Annotated in this window: 17 protein-coding genes and 1 pseudogene; 12 read left to right on the forward strand and 6 right to left on the reverse strand. The window is 71.0% G+C overall.

Annotated features, from left to right (window positions below):
* Positions 1–2 precede the first annotated feature (2 nt).
* Positions 3–1,061 carry a tryptophan--tRNA ligase gene (trpS, locus tag OHA88_RS23645; RefSeq protein WP_328626979.1) on the reverse strand — a complete coding sequence of 353 codons (1,059 nt, stop codon included), beginning with the start codon at positions 1,059–1,061 and terminating at the stop codon, positions 3–5.
* 439 nt (positions 1,062–1,500) lie between these two features.
* Between trpS and OHA88_RS23650 the strand changes: the two genes are divergently transcribed.
* Positions 1,501–3,504 (forward strand): Ig-like domain repeat protein, encoded by a 2,004-nt coding sequence (locus tag OHA88_RS23650; protein ID WP_328626980.1) that lies wholly within the window; start codon positions 1,501–1,503, stop codon positions 3,502–3,504.
* Between the two features lie 94 nt (positions 3,505–3,598).
* Here OHA88_RS23650 and OHA88_RS23655 read toward each other — a convergent pair whose 3' ends face one another.
* Entirely contained in the window at positions 3,599–3,727 is a 129-nt protein-coding gene (locus OHA88_RS23655) for a DUF6126 family protein (RefSeq protein WP_234322255.1), read from the reverse strand.
* A gap of 182 nt (positions 3,728–3,909) precedes the next feature.
* On the opposite strand from OHA88_RS23655, the gene OHA88_RS23660 reads away from it, so the two are divergent.
* The 3 genes from OHA88_RS23660 to OHA88_RS23670 all read left to right on the forward strand — a co-directional run bounded on the left by OHA88_RS23660 (position 3,910) and on the right by OHA88_RS23670 (position 6,217).
* Positions 3,910–4,992, forward strand: a complete 1,083-nt coding sequence (locus OHA88_RS23660) for an LLM class flavin-dependent oxidoreductase (RefSeq protein WP_328625470.1) — start codon at positions 3,910–3,912, stop codon at positions 4,990–4,992.
* A gap of 6 nt (positions 4,993–4,998) precedes the next feature.
* A complete protein-coding gene (locus tag OHA88_RS23665) occupies positions 4,999–5,649 on the forward strand; it encodes an FMN reductase (RefSeq protein WP_328626981.1) in 651 nt (216 codons plus the stop codon).
* A 145-nt stretch (positions 5,650–5,794) separates the two neighbouring features.
* Positions 5,795–6,217: a universal stress protein gene (locus tag OHA88_RS23670; protein ID WP_030931386.1), complete on the forward strand. Its 423-nt coding sequence runs from the start codon at positions 5,795–5,797 to the stop codon at positions 6,215–6,217.
* A 64-nt stretch (positions 6,218–6,281) separates the two neighbouring features.
* Here OHA88_RS23670 and OHA88_RS23675 read toward each other — a convergent pair whose 3' ends face one another.
* Positions 6,282–7,427 carry a MerR family transcriptional regulator gene (locus OHA88_RS23675; protein ID WP_328626982.1) on the reverse strand — a complete coding sequence of 382 codons (1,146 nt, stop codon included), beginning with the start codon at positions 7,425–7,427 and terminating at the stop codon, positions 6,282–6,284.
* A 104-nt stretch (positions 7,428–7,531) separates the two neighbouring features.
* Positions 7,532–7,933 (reverse strand): hypothetical protein, encoded by a 402-nt coding sequence (locus tag OHA88_RS23680; RefSeq protein WP_267003905.1) that lies wholly within the window; start codon positions 7,931–7,933, stop codon positions 7,532–7,534.
* 121 nt (positions 7,934–8,054) lie between these two features.
* Here OHA88_RS23680 and OHA88_RS23685 point away from each other — a divergent pair, with 121 nt between their 5' ends.
* The 4 genes from OHA88_RS23685 (at position 8,055) to OHA88_RS23700 (ending at position 12,364) form a co-directional block, all read left to right on the forward strand.
* Positions 8,055–9,029: a hypothetical protein gene (locus OHA88_RS23685; protein ID WP_328626983.1), complete on the forward strand. Its 975-nt coding sequence runs from the start codon at positions 8,055–8,057 to the stop codon at positions 9,027–9,029.
* A gap of 89 nt (positions 9,030–9,118) precedes the next feature.
* On the forward strand, positions 9,119–10,063 hold the full coding sequence (locus tag OHA88_RS23690; protein WP_328626984.1) for an NADP-dependent oxidoreductase: 945 nt from the start codon (positions 9,119–9,121) through the stop codon (positions 10,061–10,063).
* A gap of 68 nt (positions 10,064–10,131) precedes the next feature.
* Positions 10,132–10,377, forward strand: a complete 246-nt coding sequence (locus OHA88_RS23695; RefSeq protein WP_326604853.1) for a DUF2630 family protein — start codon at positions 10,132–10,134, stop codon at positions 10,375–10,377.
* Between the two features lie 25 nt (positions 10,378–10,402).
* Positions 10,403–12,364 (forward strand): FUSC family protein, encoded by a 1,962-nt coding sequence (locus OHA88_RS23700; protein WP_328626985.1) that lies wholly within the window; start codon positions 10,403–10,405, stop codon positions 12,362–12,364.
* 96 nt (positions 12,365–12,460) lie between these two features.
* Here OHA88_RS23700 and OHA88_RS23705 read toward each other — a convergent pair whose 3' ends face one another.
* Complete coding sequence (locus tag OHA88_RS23705; RefSeq protein ID WP_326608522.1) at positions 12,461–12,871, reverse strand: RNA-binding S4 domain-containing protein; 411 nt, start codon at positions 12,869–12,871, stop codon at positions 12,461–12,463.
* 239 nt (positions 12,872–13,110) lie between these two features.
* Between OHA88_RS23705 and OHA88_RS23710 the strand changes: the two genes are divergently transcribed.
* From OHA88_RS23710 to OHA88_RS23720, 3 genes are all read left to right on the forward strand, one after another.
* Positions 13,111–14,598, forward strand: a complete 1,488-nt coding sequence (locus OHA88_RS23710) for an APC family permease (protein ID WP_328629776.1) — start codon at positions 13,111–13,113, stop codon at positions 14,596–14,598.
* Entirely contained in the window at positions 14,598–15,566 is a 969-nt protein-coding gene (locus OHA88_RS23715) for a hypothetical protein (RefSeq protein WP_328626986.1), read from the forward strand. Before OHA88_RS23710 ends, OHA88_RS23715 begins: the two co-directional genes overlap by 1 nt.
* Positions 15,567–15,873: 307 nt before the next feature.
* Positions 15,874–17,670: a VWA domain-containing protein gene (locus OHA88_RS23720; RefSeq protein ID WP_328626987.1), complete on the forward strand. Its 1,797-nt coding sequence runs from the start codon at positions 15,874–15,876 to the stop codon at positions 17,668–17,670.
* Here the strand turns inward: OHA88_RS23720 and OHA88_RS23725 are convergent.
* Positions 17,601–17,800, reverse strand: a pseudogene (locus OHA88_RS23725) (two-component sensor histidine kinase); the annotation flags it as partial. The gene OHA88_RS23720 and the pseudogene OHA88_RS23725 overlap by 70 nt on opposite strands.
* Before the next feature lie 232 nt (positions 17,801–18,032).
* Here OHA88_RS23725 and metG point away from each other — a divergent pair.
* Entirely contained in the window at positions 18,033–19,637 is a 1,605-nt protein-coding gene (metG, locus tag OHA88_RS23730) for a methionine--tRNA ligase (protein WP_328626988.1), read from the forward strand.
* Positions 19,638–19,687: the final 50 nt, after the last annotated feature.

The following is a 19,687-nucleotide window of genomic DNA, read 5'->3' on the forward strand; positions in this document are numbered from 1 at the left end:
CGCTACAGCACGCCCCCCATCACCTGTCGCACCTGCGCCAGCGTCGCGTCGGCCACGGCACCGGCCCGCTCGTTGCCCTCCCGCAGCACCGACCGTACGTACGCCATGTCCCGCGCGTACGCGGCCCGTCGCGCCCGCACCGGCGCCAGCCGCTCGTTGACGGCGTCCGTCACGGTCCGCTTGAGCGCGGCGCCGCCGCCGTCACCGATCTCCTCTGCGACCTCGTGCGGGTCGCGGTCGAGGCAGAGCGCGGCGAGGAGGACGAGCCCCGACACTTCGGGCCGGGTCTCCGGTTCGTACGTGATGCGCCGGTCGGCGTCCGTCTTCGCACCGCGGATCAGCCGGGCGGTCTCGTCGGCGGTGGCGCCGAGCGCGATGGAGTTGGCCCGGCTCTTGCTCATCTTCGTGCCGTCGGTGCCGAGCAGCAGGGGTGCGGCGGAGAGCAGGGCGTCCGGTTCCGGGAAGACCGGCCCGTAGCGCTCGTTGAAGCGGCGGGCGACGCTTCTGGTCACTTCGAGGTGCGGCAGCTGGTCCTGTCCGACGGGGACGAGGTTGCCCTTGCAGAACAGGATGTCGGCGGCCTGATGCACGGGATACGTGAACATCAGCCCGCTGACGGCGGACTGCCGGGAGTGCGCGATCTCGTCCTTGACGGTGGGATTGCGGCTCAGCTCGGCGACGGAGACGAGGCTGAGGAACGGCAGCATCAGCTGGTTCAGCGCGGGCACCGCGCTGTGGTTGAAGATGGTGGTGCGGGCGGGGTCGATACCGATGGCCAGATAGTCCAGCAGCATCCCCTCCATGTGCTCGCCCAGCCGCTCGGCGACGTCCCGGTCGGTGAGCACCTGGTAGTCGGCGATGATCACGAAGACGTCCACACCGAGGTCCTGGAGCCGTACGCGATTGTGCAGGGTGCCGAAGTAGTGCCCGAGGTGCAGCGCCCCGGTGGGCCGGTCCCCGGTCATCACGCGGAACCGCCCGGGATCCTGCTGGATCTGCTGCTCCAGCTCGGCACTGCGACGCTGAGCGGGGGTGGTGACGGGTGCGGCGACGGTAGTCATGGGTCTCTCCTCGCGGGTGCTGGTTGCGTGGAGGACGGCCCGCCGGGATCGGCATCCGTACCCGTACGAGGGCAGAGAAAAGGGCCGTCCATATCGAACGGCCCTGGTTCCGTGCAGATGAGGCGGCCGCTCCTAGAAGGAGCGCCACCGGTTTCGGCACGGTACGGAGGTCATGGGGCCACTGTAACGCGACCCGGCGACACCCTCACGGGACTTCCACGCGGAATGCGGGTTGCCGACGGCGTGGTGCCGGTGCGCGGTGGCCGGTACAGCGCAGGGCCGGGGGCGCCGTTCGACGACGCGACCGCCCGCTCCCGCAGACCCGGACTCGATCCACCGAAGGTGCGGACGCGGTGAGTTGTGTGTCGGACCCATGTCCTACTCTGCGATCACCGCACCCGGATACACGGGCCGGTTTCACAGTGGGGGGATACCACTCGTGCCCAGACGCACTCTCACGGCTGCGACAGCTCTCGCGGTCCTCTTCAGCTCGGCCGCACTGGTGGCCGGCACAGCGGGGTCGGCCGCGGCCGACTCCAGCAAGGTTCTGCCGGTGAAGTCCGCCGGTGACATCGTGGTGGACGGCGTCCACCAGAAGATCTTCATCAGCGATCCGTACGGCGGGACGCTCATCGCCACCGACTACTCCGGTACGGTGCTGGCCACTCTGACCGGTCTGACGGGCGTGGACGGGCTCGCCCTGTCCGCCGACTCGGGGCAGCTGTACGCGGCCGTCCCCGGCGACGACTCCATCGTGTCCGTCGAGACGCAGACGGTCACCCGGACCGCCCGGTACGCGACCGGCGACGGCACCGACCCGGAGCACCTTGCGCTCGCGGGCGGCAAGATCTGGTTCGGGTACGGCAGCAACGACCACGGCGACATCGGTTCGCTCGACCTGTCCGGCGCCGAGCCCGTGGTGACCCTCGGCCAGGACCCCGAGACCGGTTACGCCGTCGCTCCGAAGCTCGCCTCCACTCCGGGCGCCCCGAACATGCTGGCCGCCGGCTCCCCGGATTACAACGGGTCCTCGCTCGGCGTGTACGACGTATCCACCGGCACGGCGAACCGTACGGCTCAGTATTCGAGCGGCCCCGGCGTGCCGTGGCTGGGGATAACGTCCGATCTCGCGCTCACGCCGGACGGCAGTGGGCTCGTCACCGCCAATCCGGGCGACCATCACCGGCTGTGGCGGACGTCGGACCTCACCGACGTGGGGTCCTACCCGTCCGCGTACCACCCCGACGCGGTGGCCATCGCCCCCGACGGCACGGTCGCGGCGGGCACCTCGTCCCCGTACGACCCGGACCTCTACGTCTTCACGCCCGGGACCACGACCGCGGTCCGGCAGTACGACCTGCCCGACACGGACGACTCCATCAGCGGCGGCGACGAAGTCGTCCCCGGCGGTCTGGCCTGGGAGCCGGGCGGGAGCCGCCTGTTCGCGGTGACCAGCAACAGCAAGGGCGACCGCGCTCTCCGTGTCCTGACCGACCCCACCAAGTCGGCCCCGACGATGACCGTGACCGCGCCGGCCTCCGCGCCCCGCGCCAAGTCGCTCACGGTCAAGGGCACGCTCAAGGCCACCCTGCCGCTTCCGGCCGGAACGCCGCTGACCGTCACCCGTACCGACATGGAGTCCCCGAGCGGCAAGTCCCTCGGGACGAAGGCGCTCGGTGCGAACGGTGCGTTCTCGTTCACGGACACCCCGCCCGCGGGCGGCAAGGTGACGTACAAGGTGTCGTACGCAGGTGACGCCACGCACACCACGGCCTCCGCGTCCGCCTCGGTCGCCGTCTCGCGGGCGACGCCCTCGCTGACGCTGAACCACAACGGCGCCCTGTACTCGTACGGCGCCGATGTCTCGTTCACGGCGCACCTCGGTACGACGTACAAGAACCGGACGGTCGAGATCTGGGCCGACCCGTTCGGCACGGACAAGCCGAAGAAGCTGGTCAAGCGGGGCACGGTCAACTCCAAGGGCAACCTGTCCGCCACCGTGGACATGACCCGTGACACCACGGTCACCGCCGTCTTCGCGGGCGACGCCCGCTACGCGTCGAAGACCGCGAAGTCCGTCGCGTACGCCAAGGTCAAGGTCTCCACGTCGGTCGCCAAGCAGTACAAGACGGCGAAGATCGGCTCGACCTCGTACGCGTACTTCCACAAGAAGACCGACCCGGTCTTCACCACGACCATGACGTACTACAAGGGCCGCTCCCAGAAACTGAGCCTGGAGATCTACTACCAGGGCAAGTGGTACGACGCGGGCTGGCAGTACTTCAAGCTCGGCACCAGCGGGAAGTCCGTCGTGACGCTCGGCGGCACGCACGACACCGGCTACCGGATGCGCATGCGCTCCTCCTACGTCAACAACTCCTCCGGCGACAACGTGAACTCCACCACCCACGGCGCCTGGAAGTACTTCACCTTCACCAAGTAGGGCCCGGCAGGTCCTCAGCCCACGGCCGTGGGAGTTCGCGCCGCGATCGCGGCGAGAACTCCCACGGCCGTTCGCGTTCCGTCCGGCGAACGGCTCACTTGTGGGCGTGCTCGCCCACGTAGAACAGCAGGTAGACGAAGCCGGCGAAGAGATGCGTGGCGAAGACGTACACGAAGACGCGCAGCGCGACGCCCCGCTCCTTCCAGCGCTCGCTCTCGCTCACCGACCCTGCCTCTCCCGGTCCCGGGTGCCCGGCGTGCACCGGGAAGTCCTCGTCCAGGGTACGCATCGCCGGCAGCTCTCCCCCGGACGCCGGAATAGAGACGGCAGGTGCCCCGTTGTACGCGGTGAAAGAATTGGTTTAAGGTTCAACCATCGCTACTCACGCTTACGGAGGCGGGCGCCATGCAGTTCGGGATCTTCACCGTCGGAGACGTCACCACCGACCCCACGACCGGTAGGACACCGACCGAGCACGAGCGGATCAAGGCGACTCTCGCGATCGCGCTGAAGGCCGAGGAGGTGGGCCTCGACGTCTTCGCGACCGGCGAGCACCACAACCCGCCGTTCGTCCCGTCCTCGCCGACGACCACGCTCGGCTACATCGCCGCCCGCACCGAGAACCTGATCCTGTCCACGTCCACCACCCTCATCACCACCAACGACCCGGTGAAGATCGCCGAGGACTACGCGACGCTCCAGCACCTCGCGGACGGCCGTGTCGACCTGATGATGGGTCGCGGCAACACCGGTCCGGTCTACCCGTGGTTCGGCAAGGACATCCGCCAGGGCATCCCGCTCGCCGTCGAGAACTACGCGCTGCTGCACAAGCTGTGGCGTGAGGACGTCGTCGACTGGGCGGGCAAGTTCCGCACGCCGCTGCAGTCGTTCACCGCGACCCCGCGCCCGCTGGACGGCGTCCCGCCGTTCGTCTGGCACGGCTCGATCCGCTCCCCGGAGATCGCCGAGCAGGCCGCGTACTACGGCGACGGCTTCTTCCACAACAACATCTTCTGGCCCATCGAGCACACCAAGAAGATGGTGAACCTCTACCGCCAGCGGTACGCGCACTACGGGCACGGCACCGCCGAGCAGGCCATCGTGGGCCTCGGCGGCCAGGTGTTCATGCGGAAGAACTCGCAGGACGCGGTACGCGAGTTCCGCCCGTACTTCGACAACGCGCCGGTCTACGGGCACGGCCCGTCCCTGGAGGACTTCTCGCAGCAGACGCCGCTGACCGTCGGCTCCCCGCAGGAGGTCATCGAGCGGACCCTGTCGTTCCGTGACGCCGTGGGCGACTACCAGCGCCAGCTCTTCCTGATGGACCACGCGGGACTCCCGCTGAAGACGGTCCTGGAGCAGCTCGACATCCTCGGCGAGGAGGTCGTCCCGGTGCTGCGCAAGGAGTTCGCCAACCTGCGGCCGGCCGGAGTGCCCGACTCCGCACCCGTCCACCCGGCCGTCGTCGCCCGCACGAAGGAGATCTGACCCACCATGCAGACCGAGGCTCTGAAGATCGTCGCCGTCTCCGCCGGACTGAGTCAGCCGTCGTCGACCCGGCTGCTGGCCGACCGGCTGGCGGCGGCCGCCCGGGAGCGGCTGGCCACCGAGCAGGACAGGCCGGTCGAGATCCGGGTGATCGAGCTGCGCGATCTGGCCGTCGACATCGCGAACCACCTGGTGACGGGTTTCCCGCCGCACGCGCTGGACGAGGCGATCGACGCGGTGGCGGCGGCGGACGGCCTGATAGCCGTGTCGCCGGTCTTCACCGCCTCGTACAGCGGCCTGTTCAAGTCGTTCTTCGACCTGATCGAGCACACGGCGCTGACCGGCAAGCCCGTCCTGATCGCGGCGACCGGCGGCACCGCCCGGCACTCGCTCGTCCTGGAGCACGCGATGCGGCCGCTCTTCGCGTACCTGCGGGCCACCGTCGTACCGACATCCGTGTACGCGGCGTCGGAGGACTGGGGCTCGTCCGGCGACGAGTACACCGAGGGGCTGCCGTCCCGGATCCGGCGCGCGGGCGGCGAGCTCGCAGGGATGATCTCGGGCGGCCGGGCGGTCTCCGGAGCGTCGAGGGCCCTCGGGCTCGACGACGAGGTGGTGCCGTTCGAGCAGCAGCTCGCCGACCTGCGGCTGGACTGAACGCCGGGGACACACGGGCACCCGGACGCCCGAATGACGGCGGTCGGACCGACAGTCGCGCCCATGTCCGGTTTGATGATAGTTATCCGCAAAAATGCGCTGCGGCGTATCGGCAGATGCGTGCTGAACCGAGCTGGAGGCAGAGATGGGCAGGATCGTGGTGGGCGTGGACGGCTCCGAGTCGTCGATCAAGGCGCTGCACTGGGCCGTACGCCAGGCCGAGCTGACCGGTGACTCGGTGGAGGCCGTCAACAGCTGGGAGTACCCCGCGACCAGCTGGGCGTCCATGATGCCGGGCATGCCGGAGGACTTCGATCCGCAGGCCGTGGCGATCGTCTCGCTCACCGAGGCATTGGAGGAGGCCCTCGGTGCGGAGGGCGCGGCCGCGGTCAGCAAGATCGTGGTGATCGGCAACCCGGCGGAGGCCCTGCTGGACCGGGCGAAGGGCGCCAACCTGCTGGTCGTCGGGGCGCGCGGGTACAGCGGGTTCAAGGCGACACTGCTCGGCTCGGTCAGCCTGCACGTCACCCAGCACGCGCCGTGCCCGGTGACGGTCGTCCGCGACTGAGAGACCTGAGCGATCCGGTGAGACGGACGGCCCCGCGCGCCGGTGCGCACGGGGCCGTCCGCGTCTACAGCGCCACCACGTCCGCGACGACGCAGGCCACGTTGTCCGGGCCACCCGCCGCATGCGCCAGGGCGACCAGTTCCCGTACGGCTGTGTCGGGGCCGTCCGCCGCGCCCAGCGCCCCGGCCAGCTCCGTACCGTCGACCACCGCCGACAGACCGTCCGAGCAGAGCAGATAGCGGTCGCCGGGCCTGGCCTCCTGCAGCTGTACGTCGGCCCGCGCCGGACCGTCCTGCCCGGGCCCGCCCACCAGCGCCTTGAGCAGCAGCGCGCGCTGCGGGTGCGAGGCCGCCTCCTCCTCGGTGAGCGAACCGTCGTCGATCATCGACTGGACCAGGCTGTGGTCGTGCGTGATCCGGAACAGTTCGCCGCCACGCAGCAGATACGCCCGCGAGTCCCCGATGTGCACCAGCCCCAGCTGCGAACCGGTCCACACCATCGCGGTCAGCGTCGTCCCGGACTCGTCCGGCGCACCGCTCCCCGCGACCGCGTCCCGTACCGCCCGCGCGGCCAGGTCCGCCGCATCCTCCAGGGCGTTCAGGAGCTCCGCGGCCGGCACCGCGCTGCGCACCGCACCCTGCGCCACCGGCTTCAGCGCATCGATCGCCGCCGTGCTCGCCCCCGCGCCGCGTTCCCCGAAACCGTCGGCGACCGCGAGCAGCCGGGCCCCGGCGAACGCCGCGTCCTGGTTGGTCCCGCGCACCGCACCCGGGTCGGACTGCGCCGCGTACCGGATTCCGAGCGTCCCCAAGGTTCCCCGGTCCATGTCCACCTGTGACATCTCGACTTCCTCCGCTGACAGATGGTCGACGAGGAAGGTCGCCAGGTCCCGCCGGGCCGCCGTCTCGGCCTCCACCTGCGCCCAGTACGCCCGGATCGCCGCGGCGGCCGCGCCCGCATCGAGCGCGACCACCTCCTTGATCCCGGCCAGCGGCATCCCGATCCGGCGCAGCCAGGCCACCAGCCTGGCCGTCTCCAACTGCGTCCCGTCGTAGTACCGGTAGCCGTTCACCGGATCGACCAAGGCGGGCCGGAGCAGTCCCAGTTCGTCGTAGCGGCGCAGGGCCTTCGCGGACAGCCGTGACGACCGGGCGAACTCCCCGATCGTCACGAGCGCCGACGTGCCCTTCGCACGCGCCTCGCGTTCCACCACAGACCTCCTCGTACCGGGCGGTCCGCCCGGCCCCACCGATGCTGGGGCTTCCCCCGCGGAGAAGGTCAAGGATGACGGAGACGGAAGGAGAAGGGCGGGGCTCAGTCCTTTGTCACGTAGAACGCATAGAACGCGCACACCAGCATCCCGGCACCGGTGACCAGGCCCAGGACGATGGCCGCGAGCACGGTCGTCTTGTCGGACAGGCTGTAGAGGAAGCCGACCGAACCGCCGAACAGCGTGCCGTACGCGATGGCCTTGGCCTCCACCGGCAGTCGCTTCTGCGCCCGGCCGACGGCGTAGCAGAGCGCCGCCAGCACGGCGCCCGAGATCAGACCGAGCGCGAGCTGCGTGCCGGTGAGCACGCCGCCGCCGCGCACGATGGACGTCGCCCACCAGCCCAGGATCACGCCCAGCGTGACGGGCATGGCCCAGCTGAGTGTGCTGGGGTGCTTGGTGCGCGTCGGCGCGGCACGGCGTGGCATCGAAGCGTGTGTGGCCATGGCCGAGAACTCCTTCCGTGGCCCCCTGTTCACTCAAGGGCACACCCGGTTGCGCCGCCCGGCAACTCGAATGGCTCACTGCGCCTGGGCGCGGCGTCGCCATCCGGGATTCCCTTGAGGGGTGCGCACTTATATCTCAGCGGCCCTGTCGGCGGTAGTGCTGGTGCTGCTCGCTGTCCTCGTCCCGCTGAGCGCGCTGTCCGCCTGGGTCGATCTGGAGATCGACAACACGGACCGGTACGTCGCGGCGGTGGAGCCGCTCGCCTCCGACCCCGACGTGCAGGCCACCATGTCCACTCTGATCACCGACGAAGCGACGAAGCAGATCGACCCCGGGCTGCTCCAGGACACCTCGCGGGACTTCCTGCACGAGGCGGTGCAGTCGTTCACCACCACGGATGCCTTCCGTTCCGCCTGGGTGGCCGCCAACCGCACCGCCCACGAGGCCGTCACCGCCGCGCTGAACGGTGAGAGCGGCAAGGCCGTGGGCATGGACCTGGCGCCGGTGATGCAGCAGGCCAAACAGAGCCTGGTGGACAGTGGGGCGCCGTTCGCCGACGGAATTCCGGTCCGGCGGACCGACATCACCCTGCTCTCGGCCGACCGAGCCGACCAGCTGCGCCAGACGTTCCGCCTGCTGCGGGCCGGCAGCATCTGGCCCGCCGTCGGCACGCTGGTGTTCGCCGTCGCCACCGTGCTCGTGGCGGCGGTGCGCGGCGGGCCCGGACGACGGGGCGCCGCCCTCGCCGCGCTGGCCGCCACGGCGGTCGTCGGGCTGGGCTTCGCGATCGGTGCGCTGGTGCTGCGCGGGGCGATCGCGGTCGCCCGGAACCGGGTGCTGGCCGGGGTGTCCGGCAGTGATCGCGACGGGGCGGCGGCGGTGTACGACGCGCTGACGAGTTCGCTCCGTACGGCAGTGTGGGTCGTTCTCGCTGCCGGGCTGGCGGTGGCGCTGTGCGCGGTGTTCGCGCGGATGTGGGCGGGGCGCGGGTCCACACGGCCCGAGCCGGTCGCACCCGGGAGTGGATCCGGGACTTTGACACCGCTCACCGCGAAAGGACCCGTCCCCGGGTACAGCTCCGGGCACGACCGCTGACGCCGGGTTCGACGTGCGGCGACGCGCGGGCCGGGGAAGAGTGGAGCCCGAGACTGCGTCACTGTCTGGGCGACTGAGAGGTCATCCCTATGCGAGCCGTAGCCGTCAGCGCGTTCCGGGCCGAGCCGACCCTGGTCGAGGTGCCCAAGCCGATTCCCGCAGCAGGCGACGTACGGGTGCGGATCGAGTACGCCGCGCTCAACCCGTCCGACTGGCAGACCGCGGACGGCGCCCTGGAAGGACAGGCGCCGCATGTCTTCCCCCTGGTCATCGGCGTGGACTACGCGGGCCGGGTGGACATGATCGGCACCGGCGACAACCGCTTCCGGGTCGGCGACGCGGTCTTCGGACGGGTCACCGGATCGCCGGTGGGCACAGGCACGTACGGCGAGTACGTGTCCGTCCCGCAGGACTCCGCGATCGCCCTGGTCCCGGACGGCCTCCCCCTGCGGATCGCCGCCGCACTGCCGACCGCCGGGATGACCGCCGCCCAGATCCTGGAGACGGTGGTGCTCCGCGGCCACGAGAGCCTGCTGGTCATCGGGGCGGCGGGCGGCGTCGGCAGCTGTCTGACCCAGCTCGCGTCCGCCCGGGACCTGCGCGTCCTCGCGGTGGTGCGGGGCGACGAGGGGTGGCGGATGGGGGCGCTCGGCGCCGCCGTCACCCTCGACACGACGGCTCGTCCGCTCGAAGAGGCGGTAAGGGAGGTGTCTCCGGGCGGCGTCGATGCGCTCGTCGACCTGGTCTCCACCACGCCGGAGGCGTTCGCGGCCATGGCGTCGCTGGTGCGGAGCGGCGGTGCCGCCGTCAGCACGCGGGGCGTCGCCGGCCGGGCCAATGTTCCCGAGGGCGTCGGGTCCATCGACTTCCGGCTCGAACCGACACCCGTTCTGCTCGACGTCCTGGCGGCGGGCGCCGCGGAGGGCGTGCTGAAGGTGCTCATCGACATCGAGCTCCCGCTGGAGAAGGCCCCGCAGGCCCTCGACCGGAACCGCACGGGCGGCGCCCGTGGCAAGACCTTGTTCGCGCTCTGACCCGCGCCCCGGAAGAACCACTCGCAGAGGGAGTCCGAACAAGTCCGAACGAGCCCGAAGGAGGCGTCATGGACGACCGGGAGATCATCGACAACATCGGCGGTCTGGTCTCCGAGGAGCGAAATCTGCGCGACCGCTCCACCCGGGAGATGGGCCTGTCCGCGAACGAGAAGTCACGCCTGCGCACGGTGGAAGCCGAACTCGAACAGTACTGGGACCTGTTGCGGCAGCGGCGCGCGCTCAGCGAGTTCGGTGAGGACCCGTCCGGAGCGAAGGTGCGCCCGGCCGGTGAGGTGGAGGGCTACCAGAACTGACGCACGGCACCGGAGGCTGAGCGCATTGGCAGATGCCGAGGCGGACCGGAAACGGTACGCGCCGCCGGCCTGGCTGCTGACGGGACTTCGCCCACAACCGGCCCCCGTCCCGTGGGCCGCGGCTGTCCGCGCCTCCGTTGCCCTGGCCGCACCGCTCGCCGTCGGCTTTGCGCTGGACCGGCCCGCGTACGGCGCGCTCGTCTCCATGGGCGCGCTCTCCGGTGTCATCGGCGACACCGCCGACGCGTACCGGATGCGGATCCTCAACATCGCTGTTCCGCAGCTGTTCGGCGCGCTCGGCATCATGCTCGGCTCGTTCGTGTACGGGACGGGCTGGGCGGCCGTCGGTGCGCTGACCGCCGTCGCCCTGGTCTCCGGCATGATGTCGACGATCGGCGCCGTGGCCTCCCTGTCCGGGCTGCTGCTCCTGCTCAACTCGGTTGTCGGCACCGGGCTGCCGCTGCCGAAGCCTTGGTGGGTGGCGCCGCTGCTGCTGATGCTCGGCGGCCTGTTCGTGCTCGCCCTGACGCTGCTGGCGTGGCCGCTGCGGCGGAAACTGCCGGAGCGGCTCTCGGTCGCCGACACATACTTCACGGTCGCCGATCTGCTGGCCGCCGCGGGCACCGACGCGTACGAGGAGCGAAGGCAGGCGGTCACCCGGTCGCTGAACACCTCGTACGACCTGATCCTCGCCCGCCGGGCCCGGTACCACGGCCGCAGCGGCTCGATGGTGCGGCTGCTCACCCAGCTCAATGTGGTCATCCCGCTCGTCGAGGCGGCGCCCGCGGTGCATGTACGGCAATGTCCGCTGCCCGACGCGATCCCGGCGGCGGTGCGTGAACTGGCGGAGGACGTCGAGGAGAGCCGCGCCGGCGGCGCCGAACCGGAGCTGCCCGCACCCGACTCACCCGCCACCCGGGCGGTGGACAGCGCGCTGCGCCACGCGGTGGCCGTCGTGCACAACGCCGATGCCTACAACATCGACGACCGGCTCGGACGCCCCGCCGCGCTCGGGGTGAGGATCCGGCGGGCGACCCGCTCCGTGCTGTTCTCCGGGACCTCCTGGCGCTACGGGCTGCGGCTGGCCCTCTGCATCGGCCTGGCCCAGGCGCTGACCTCACTGGTCTCCATGGACCGCTCCTACTGGGTGGCGCTGACCGTCACGTTCGTGCTCAAGCCGGACTTCGGCTCGGTCTTCTCCCGTGCGGTGCTGCGTGCGGTGGGCACGGCGGCCGGTCTCGTCGTCGCCGCGCCCGTCCTCGCCGAGGTGCCGATCGGGTGGTGGGACGTACCGGTGATGGTGCTGCTGGCCCCGCTGATCCCGGCGCTCGCGGTCAAGGGGTACGCGTTTCAGACCGCGGCCATCACACCGGTCATCCTGCTGCTGTCCGATCTGCTGAACCACCGGGGCGTCGCTCTGGTGCAGCCCCGCCTGGTGGACAGCCTGATCGGCTGTGTGATCGTGCTGGTGGCGGGCTATCTGCTGTGGCCGGAGAGCTGGCACACCCGGATCGGCCACCGGCTCGCGGACACGGTGACGGACCTCGCCGACTATGTGGGGTCGGCATTCGGCACGGCGGGCGACGGCGGCGGGGTCACCCGCCCCGACCAGGCGGAACGGGCGCGGGCCCGGCGCCGCATCTACCGCGATCTGTCCTCCATACGTTCCGAGTTCCAGCGCGCCCTGACGGAACCGCCGCCGGTCGGCACCCGGGCCGCTGCCTGGTTGCCGCTGGTCGTCGCGGTCGAGCGGATCGTGGACGCGACGACGGCGGCCCGGGTCCGGGTGAACCACGGGGCGCCGGAACCGGCGCCCGCGGAGGTGGCCGAGATCCGGCAGCAGCTGCGGGAACTGGCCGAACGGCTGCGGGCGACCGTGGTCCTGGTGGGAGTGCGCACCGAACTGCCGGGCGACGAGGAAGGGGTGCTGGCGCCGCTGCGCCAGGAGGTGGCGGCGGCACGCGCGATCGCCTCACCACAGCCGTAGGGGACCGCGGGAACGCGACAGGTCAGGGTGCATGTACGCGTTCCCGCAGAGGTGTGCGGTCCACGACGAGCCCGCGACTGCGCGCCCGTGTCCGGCTCAGGCCGGGTGGTCCCCGGGGCCACGGCCCTGCAGGCGCTCCATCTCGCGCCGGTCGCGTTTGGTCGGACGGCCCGTGCCCCGGTCGCGGACCGGCACCTGGATCACCGCTTCCCGCGGCGGCGGAGGCGGACTGTTGTCGACGAAGCACTCCGCGGCCACCGGAGGGCCGACCCGCTTCTTCACGATGCGCGACACCACGACGATCCGGTCCCGGCCGCCGTGCCGGAGCCGTACCTCGTCCCCCACGTGCAGGGTCTGCGCGGGCTTGGCCCGGTCGCCGTTGACCCTGACGTGTCCGGCGCGGCAGGCGGCAGCGGCCTGCGAGCGGGTCTTGGTCAGCCGTACCGACCAGATCCAACTGTCGACGCGGACGCTTCCCTCCGCCTGCGGTGCCTCACCGGAAACCATGGATCCGACTCTAGACGCCGTGCAGACGTCGCGTAACGCTCGTGGCGGCCAGGTCCACTCAGCTGTAATCACAGGACTACGATGCGGTCAGTCTTCCCGAACGGACCGACCGCTTCCGTTCGGATTTTCGAAGATCTGTTTCTGACATGCCGCCACATGTCGTGCCGCTGACGGATGTACGGGACTCCGGCCGGGGCACGGCACACTTCCGGAAGCAGTTGAGAACAGCGATGCGCAGCATGCCCGACCGGCCCGGCCGTGGGCTCCAGCCCAATGTCCTCGGCACGTTCCACACGATCGTGATGGCCGTGGCGGGCAGCGCCCCCGCCTACTCGCTGGCCGCCACCAGTGCCGTGCTCGTCGGCACGGTCGGTCTCGGCGGGCCCGCCGCCCTGCTGTACTGCGCGATACCGATGCTCGGCATCGCCCTCGCCTACCGGCAGCTCGGCCGGATCGACGTCAACGCGGGTGCCGGCTACTCCTGGGTGGGCAGGACCCTGCACCCGTTCCTCGGCTTCCTGAGCGGCTGGGCACTGGTCGTCGCGGCGACCCTGTTCATGGTCGCGGGATCGCTGCCCGCCGGGACGATGACGCTGACCGTCATCGACTCCCGGTTCGCCGACGACACGACGCTCGCCACCTTCATCGGGGCCGGCTGGTTCCTGGTGATGCTGCTCGTCGTGCTCGGCGGAGCCCGGCTCAGCGCCCGCACCCAGCTGGTGATCTCCGGGGTCGAGCTGGTGATCCTGCTGGTCTTCGCGGTCGTCGCACTCGTCCGCGGGTCCGCCCCCGGTGAAGGCACCGGAGCCGGACCCGGCGTCGCGCACGCCTTCGACTGGTCCTGGCTCGGCTTCGAACACTTCGACGGCGTCTCCGGCTTCGCCTCCGGTGCGCTGATCGCCGCCTTCTACTACTGGGGCTGGGACGTCACCGGCAACCTCAGCGAGGAGACCCGCAACAGCCGCCGCACCACGGGCCTGGCCGGGATCGTGGGCGTGCTCACCGTCTTCGCGCTCGTCGAGGTGTTCACCATCGCGGTGAACGTGGTCCTCTCCGCCGACGACATCGAGCGGCACAGCGCCAACGTACTGACCGTGCTCGGCGAACGGGTCTGGCCCGGCGTCGGCGGAAAGCTGCTGGTGGTGGCCGTGATGCTGTCGACCGTCGCGACGCTGCAGACCACACTCATCCAGGTCACGCGCTCACTGTTCGCGATGGGCCGCGACCACACGATGCCGGCCGCGTTCGGCCGGGTGCACCGCAGCTGGAACACCCCGTGGGTGGCGGTCGCCGCCGTCGGGGGCGTCGCCCTCGCCCTGATCCTCGCCTCCCTCGCCCTCGGCCCGGTCCACCACATCCTGGGCGTGGCCGTCGAGGCGATCGGGCTGCAGATCGCCGTGTACTACGGCCTCGCGGGCCTGGCCGCGGTCGTCGCGTACCGCAAACTGCTGTGCCGCTCGGTCGCCGATCTCGTCCTCGGCGGACTCTGGCCGCTGACCGGCTCGCTCTTCATGTTCTGGATCTTCTTCGAGGCGCTCGGCGACTTCAGCGCAACGGCGCTCGCGCTCGGCCTCGGCAGTCTCGCCGTGGGAGCCGTCCCGATGCTCTGGTACTGGCGACGCGGCAGCTCGTACTACCGGCCGGCGAAGCTCGACGCCTCGCAGACCGTACGGACCGAGGAACCGTCCGACTACGCCCACTCCACCACGATCGTCACCGATTACTGATGGCTGCACGCCGCCGTACACCCCCGCCGGTGCACTTCGACCCGGATCTCGGCGACCGGCCGCTCACCGCGGCCCGCCAGGACATCGTCATCGGCCGCTGGCAGGGCGTACGCGATCTGCTGCACGCCACCGGCAACCGGTGGGCCCTGCGGACCCACCGGATCCGGATCCTCGCCCACGCCGTCGCGGGCAGCACCACCGTGGAGACCTGGCTGGCCGCCGAGCCGAAGAGCGCCGACGCGCAGGTACTGAAGGCGGCGACCGAAGTGGTCCGGCTGTTCGGCCGGGCCGTCGCGGCAGGACGTGGCACCGGACTCGACCAGAACCGGGTGGACCGGGTCGTCGACTGCTGTCTGCGGGCCGCCGACGTCTGCCCGCCCGATCCGATGCCCTGGGCGTCGCTGCTGACAGCGGCCCGGCTGTACGAGGACGGGGCCAGGCGACGCGTCACACAGTGGTGGGACGAGCTGCTCCGCCGCGATCCGCACCACATGGAGGGGCACACCCAGCTGCTGCGGTACTACTCGGCGCGCTGGCACGGCACCCACGGCACCATGTACGACTTCGCGCGCTACGCGGCGAGTGCGGCGCCGCCCGGATCGCCACTGCCGGTGCTGGTGCAGATCGCCAGGGTCGAGGAACACCGGTACGTCTCCGACGACACGCACGGGCGGCCCGTCGTCGCGCCGCTCACCGGGCAGCAGCACTGGAACCACGAACTGGCCGTCACGGACGTGCGCCGCACCTGGGACCGGTGGCTCGGGATGCGTGAGGCGGGACCGGTGGAGGCGGAGGAGGTCGGCGAGCTGAACTACCTGGCGCACGCGGCGTGTTACGCGGGGCGGCCGGCGGAGGCCGCGGACGCTTTCCGGCTGCTGGACGGGCGGGCGGTGCGGGTGCCGTGGTCGTACACCGGGGACGCGGCGGCCCAGTTCGCGCGGTGGCGCCGCCAGGTCGCCACCGCGTGAACCGGAGTGCGCGGACGGAGCCCCCGGCGCCGACGCCGCGGCCGCTCCTGCGCCGGACGACGACGAGCACCCGGCGGTCCTGGATCGGCGTGTCCGCCGTGACGGTAGGTGCGCAATCACGCGGTACGAGAGACTCCAAAAGAATGCAGAGTGAAGTCCGGGCCACCGCCGTCCGATTGACACGGAGGCGGGCCGCGCCACCGAACGGCCGGATCCGGCCGCTAACCTTACGTATCCGCCCTGGCCAGGGATCAATTCCCGCAGTACGGACATTCATCGCACTCAACTCATGCGAAAGGCCTCGCCCATGGGCATTCGGAGCTTGCTGCGCAAGGTGTTCGGCCGCGACCGTACGGAGCAGGACGAGCCGACGACGGCCACGGTCCCGCCCCAGACGGAGCGCACCCGGCCCACGGAGTCGGAGTCGGTCGCGGTGGACGAGCCGGTGGCCGAGACCGCACCGGCAGTCGAACCCGCGTCGGCCGCAAAGGTCTCGGTACCCGCTCCCGCCTCGCCCCGGACCCTCTCGGGCGACAGCGGCCTGGCGACGGACCTGGTGGCGGAGGCCTTCGACAAGGCATCCGCATCCAGCCCGAAGCCCACCCCCACGGTCCCGCCCCAGGGCTCGGCCTCGAAGCGCGTCGCGGCCGCGGCGAAGGCGGAGCCGGTGCCGGCTGCCGCCGAAGCAGAGGTGGAGGTAGCGCCGGTCACCGCCACGGCCGAGGTGGAGGCCGAGGCAGAACCGGCTGCCGCCGAGGTGGAGGTTGAGGCAGAACCGGCCATCGCCGAGGTGGAGGCCGAGGCAGAACCGGCCACCGCCGAGGTCGAGCCCGCGGCTGCACCGGCCGAGATCAAGGCCGAAGCAGAACCGGTCACCGTCACCGCCGAGCCGGAGGCCGAGGTCGCCCAGGTCCTGGAGCCGGTCCCCGCCGAGGCCGTCACCGAGCCCGAGCCGGTCATCGTCGTGGCCACCGCCGAGGCCGTCACCGAGCCCGAGCCGGTCGCCGTCGAGGTGGAGGCCGAAACCGCACCGGCCGCCGAGGTCGAGCCCGCGGCTGCACCGGCCGAGATCAAGGCCGAAGCAGAACCGGTCACCGTCACCGCCGAGCCGGAGGCCGAGGTCGCCCAGGTCCTGGAGCCGGTCCCCGCCGAGGCCGCCGCCGAGCCCGAGCCGGTCATCGTCGTGGCCACCGCCGAGGCCGTCACCGAGCCCGAGCCGGTCGCCGCCGTGGCCGCCGCCGAGCCCGAGCCGGTCGCCGAGCCGGTCGCCGTGGCGGCCGACGCCGCGCCGGTCGCCGACGCGCTGCCGCTCGAGCCGGACGCCGAACCCGAACCCGCACCCGCAGAGGTCACCGAGGCGCCCGCCCCCGCAGTCGCCGCCGAGGCATCCGCACCGGCAGAGGTCACCGAGGCCCCCGCCGTCGCCCTCACCCGGGTCGAGGCCGGCGCACCCGCGCTCGTCGACGCCTACAAGGCGGCCCAGGCCGGACTGAAGACGCACGGGCTGACCGGGCTTCGGGCCACCGTGTACCTGGTGCTCGACCGCTCCGGCTCGATGCGGCCGTTCTACAAGGACGGCAGCGCGCAGCACCTGGGCGACCGCACGCTCGCCCTCGCCGCGCACCTCGACGAGAACGCCACCGTGCCCGTCGTCTTCTTCTCGACCGACATCGACGGCACCGGCACGATCGGTCTCACCGACCACGAGGGCCGGATCGACGAACTGCACGCGGGCCTCGGACGCCTGGGCCGTACGAGCTACCACCGCGCCGTCGAGGAGGTCGTCGCGCACTACGAGAAGTCGGAGGCCACCGGCCCCGCCCTGGTGATCTTCCAGACGGACGGACCGCCGGACGCCAAGCAGCCCGCCAAGCAGGCGCTCGCCGAAGCGGCACGGCTGCAGCTGTTCTTCCAGTTCGTCGCGTTCGGCGACGAGGACGCGAAGGGCTTCGACTTCCTGCGGAAGCTGGACGCCCCGAACGCCGCGTTCTTCCACGCCGGCCCCGCCCCGAGCGAGGTGCCCGACGCCACGCTCTACCAGGAGATCCTCGCCGCGCTCCCCGCCTGGCTCGCGGCCCGCGAGAACGCCGCCGACAACGGCTGACCAGGCAGGTCGACCGGCGGACGTACGGTCACGGCGAGCCCGCCCTCGGGCCGGGCACCGCCGTGACCGTACCGCCGGGCACCACCGCTGCAGAACGTACGGTCGAAAGGCCGAGCACCGACCCCGCCCCATCCGGCGGCAGGTCCAGCGCCAGGTCGTCCCGGGACACGCCGCACCGCACCGTGTCGAGCCGGACGCCGTGCCGCCCCGGCTGCGGCGGACGAATCCCGCCCGGCACAATCCCGTGACGACGAGTTCCGCGAAGATCTCCGCTCCCTCCCAGGACGGGTCCTGGTCACCGGAAGAGGCTGCGGCGTTTATCGGTGTGAGTGGATCACCCACGGGCCGTTAGGATTTCGACCATGGCGGCCACTGGATCCGAGAAGCAGGGGGCGACGGCGTACTACGTCTCGACCCCCATTTACTACGTCAACGACGCTCCTCACCTGGGCCACGCCTACACGACCGTCGCAGGCGACGTGCTCACCCGCTGGCACCGCCAGCGTGGCGAGAAGGTGTGGTACCTCACCGGCACGGACGAGCACGGTCAGAAGATCATGCGCACTGCCGAGGCGAACAACGTCACCCCGCAGGAATGGTGCGACAAGCTCGTCGAGGAGGCCTGGAAGCCCCTCTGGGAGCACCTGAACATCGCGAACGACGACTTCATCCGTACGACGGAGAAGCGGCACACGGACCGTGTGCAGGAGTTCGTGCAGGACCTGTACGACAAGGGTGAGATCTACAAGGGCGGGTACGAAGGCCCGTACTGCGTGGGCTGCGAGGAGTACAAGCTCCCCGGCGACCTCATCGAGGCGGAGGACGGCACGAAGCTGTGCCCGATCCACAAGAAGCCGGTGGAGATCCTCAAGGAGGAGAACTACTTCTTCAAGCTGAGCGAGTACGGCCCGAAGCTGCTGGAGTTCTACGCGAACAACCCCGGCTTCATCCAGCCCGAGTCGGCCCGCAACGAAGTCGTGAACTTCGTCAGGCAGGGCCTGCAGGACTTGTCGATCTCGCGCTCGACCTTCGACTGGGGCGTCCCGGTGCCGTGGGACGAGAAGCACGTCATCTACGTGTGGGTCGACGCGCTGCTCAACTACGCGACGGCGGTCGGCTACGGCGCCAACCAGGAGAAGTTCGACGGGACGTTCCCGGCGAATGTGCACCTGGTCGGCAAGGACATCCTCCGCTTCCACGCGGTCATCTGGCCGGCGATGCTGATGGCGCAGGGCCTGCCGCTGCCCGGCAGGGTCGCGGCCAACGGCTGGCTGATGGTCGGCGGCGAGAAGATGTCGAAGTCGAACCTGACCGGCATCAAGCCGCAGGACCTCACCTCGCACTTCGGTGTGGACGCGTACCGCTGGTACTTCCTGCGGGCGATCGCGTTCGGCAGTGACGGCTCGTTCTCCTGGGAGGACTTCACCGCCCGCTACACCTCCGAGCTCGCCAACGACTACGGCAACCTCGCCTCGCGCGTCGCCGCCATGGTCGGCAAGTACTTCGGCGGGGCGCTCCCGGAGGCCACCGCCGCCGGCGAGGCCGAGAAGGCGGTCCAGGAGGGTCTCGCGAAGGCCGTCGCCACGGCCGACCGGAAGATCGGCGAGGAGCTGGACTTCCAGGCCGGCATCCTGGCGATCTTCGAGTTCGTGAAGCAGGTCAACGGCTACATCACGGAGCAGGAGCCCTGGAAGGTCGCCAAGGACGAGTCGCCCGAGGGCCGGGCCCGGCTCGCGACGATCCTGTACACGGCCGCCGAGGCGCTGCGCGGTGTCGCGGTGCTGCTGAACGCGGTGATGCCGGAGACCTCGCAGAAGCTGTGGGAGTCGCTGGGCGCCGAGGAGTCCCTGGGTGCGCTGCCCGACCAGCGCGTGCAGGACGCGGGCGGCTGGGGGCAGCTGCCGGCGGGCGCGACGGTGACGAAGGGTGCGGTGCTGTTCCCGCGCCTCGAGGAGAAGCCCGCGTAGGGCCACGGCTCGGTACACGGAGGCCCGCACAGGGCTCGGTACGCAGATGA

The organism is Streptomyces sp. NBC_00353, from assembly GCF_036108815.1.
Taxonomy (GTDB): Bacteria; Actinomycetota; Actinomycetes; order Streptomycetales; family Streptomycetaceae; genus Streptomyces.

Coding starts and splice junctions, on each gene's coding strand:
- trpS (WP_328626979.1), bottom strand. CDS start 1,061: ATGACTACCGTCGCCGCACCCGTCACCACCCCCGCTCAGCGTCGCAGT.
- OHA88_RS23660 (WP_328625470.1), top strand. CDS start 3,910: ATGCAGTTCGGGATCTTCACCGTCGGAGACGTCACCACCGACCCCACG.
- OHA88_RS23665 (WP_328626981.1), top strand. CDS start 4,999: ATGCAGACCGAGGCTCTGAAGATCGTCGCCGTCTCCGCCGGACTGAGT.
- OHA88_RS23670 (WP_030931386.1), top strand. CDS start 5,795: ATGGGCAGGATCGTGGTGGGCGTGGACGGCTCCGAGTCGTCGATCAAG.
- OHA88_RS23680 (WP_267003905.1), bottom strand. CDS start 7,933: ATGGCCACACACGCTTCGATGCCACGCCGTGCCGCGCCGACGCGCACC.
- OHA88_RS23690 (WP_328626984.1), top strand. CDS start 9,119: ATGCGAGCCGTAGCCGTCAGCGCGTTCCGGGCCGAGCCGACCCTGGTC.
- OHA88_RS23695 (WP_326604853.1), top strand. CDS start 10,132: ATGGACGACCGGGAGATCATCGACAACATCGGCGGTCTGGTCTCCGAG.
- OHA88_RS23705 (WP_326608522.1), bottom strand. CDS start 12,871: ATGGTTTCCGGTGAGGCACCGCAGGCGGAGGGAAGCGTCCGCGTCGAC.
- OHA88_RS23710 (WP_328629776.1), top strand. CDS start 13,111: ATGCCCGACCGGCCCGGCCGTGGGCTCCAGCCCAATGTCCTCGGCACG.
- OHA88_RS23715 (WP_328626986.1), top strand. CDS start 14,598: ATGGCTGCACGCCGCCGTACACCCCCGCCGGTGCACTTCGACCCGGAT.
- OHA88_RS23720 (WP_328626987.1), top strand. CDS start 15,874: ATGGGCATTCGGAGCTTGCTGCGCAAGGTGTTCGGCCGCGACCGTACG.
- metG (WP_328626988.1), top strand. CDS start 18,033: ATGGCGGCCACTGGATCCGAGAAGCAGGGGGCGACGGCGTACTACGTC.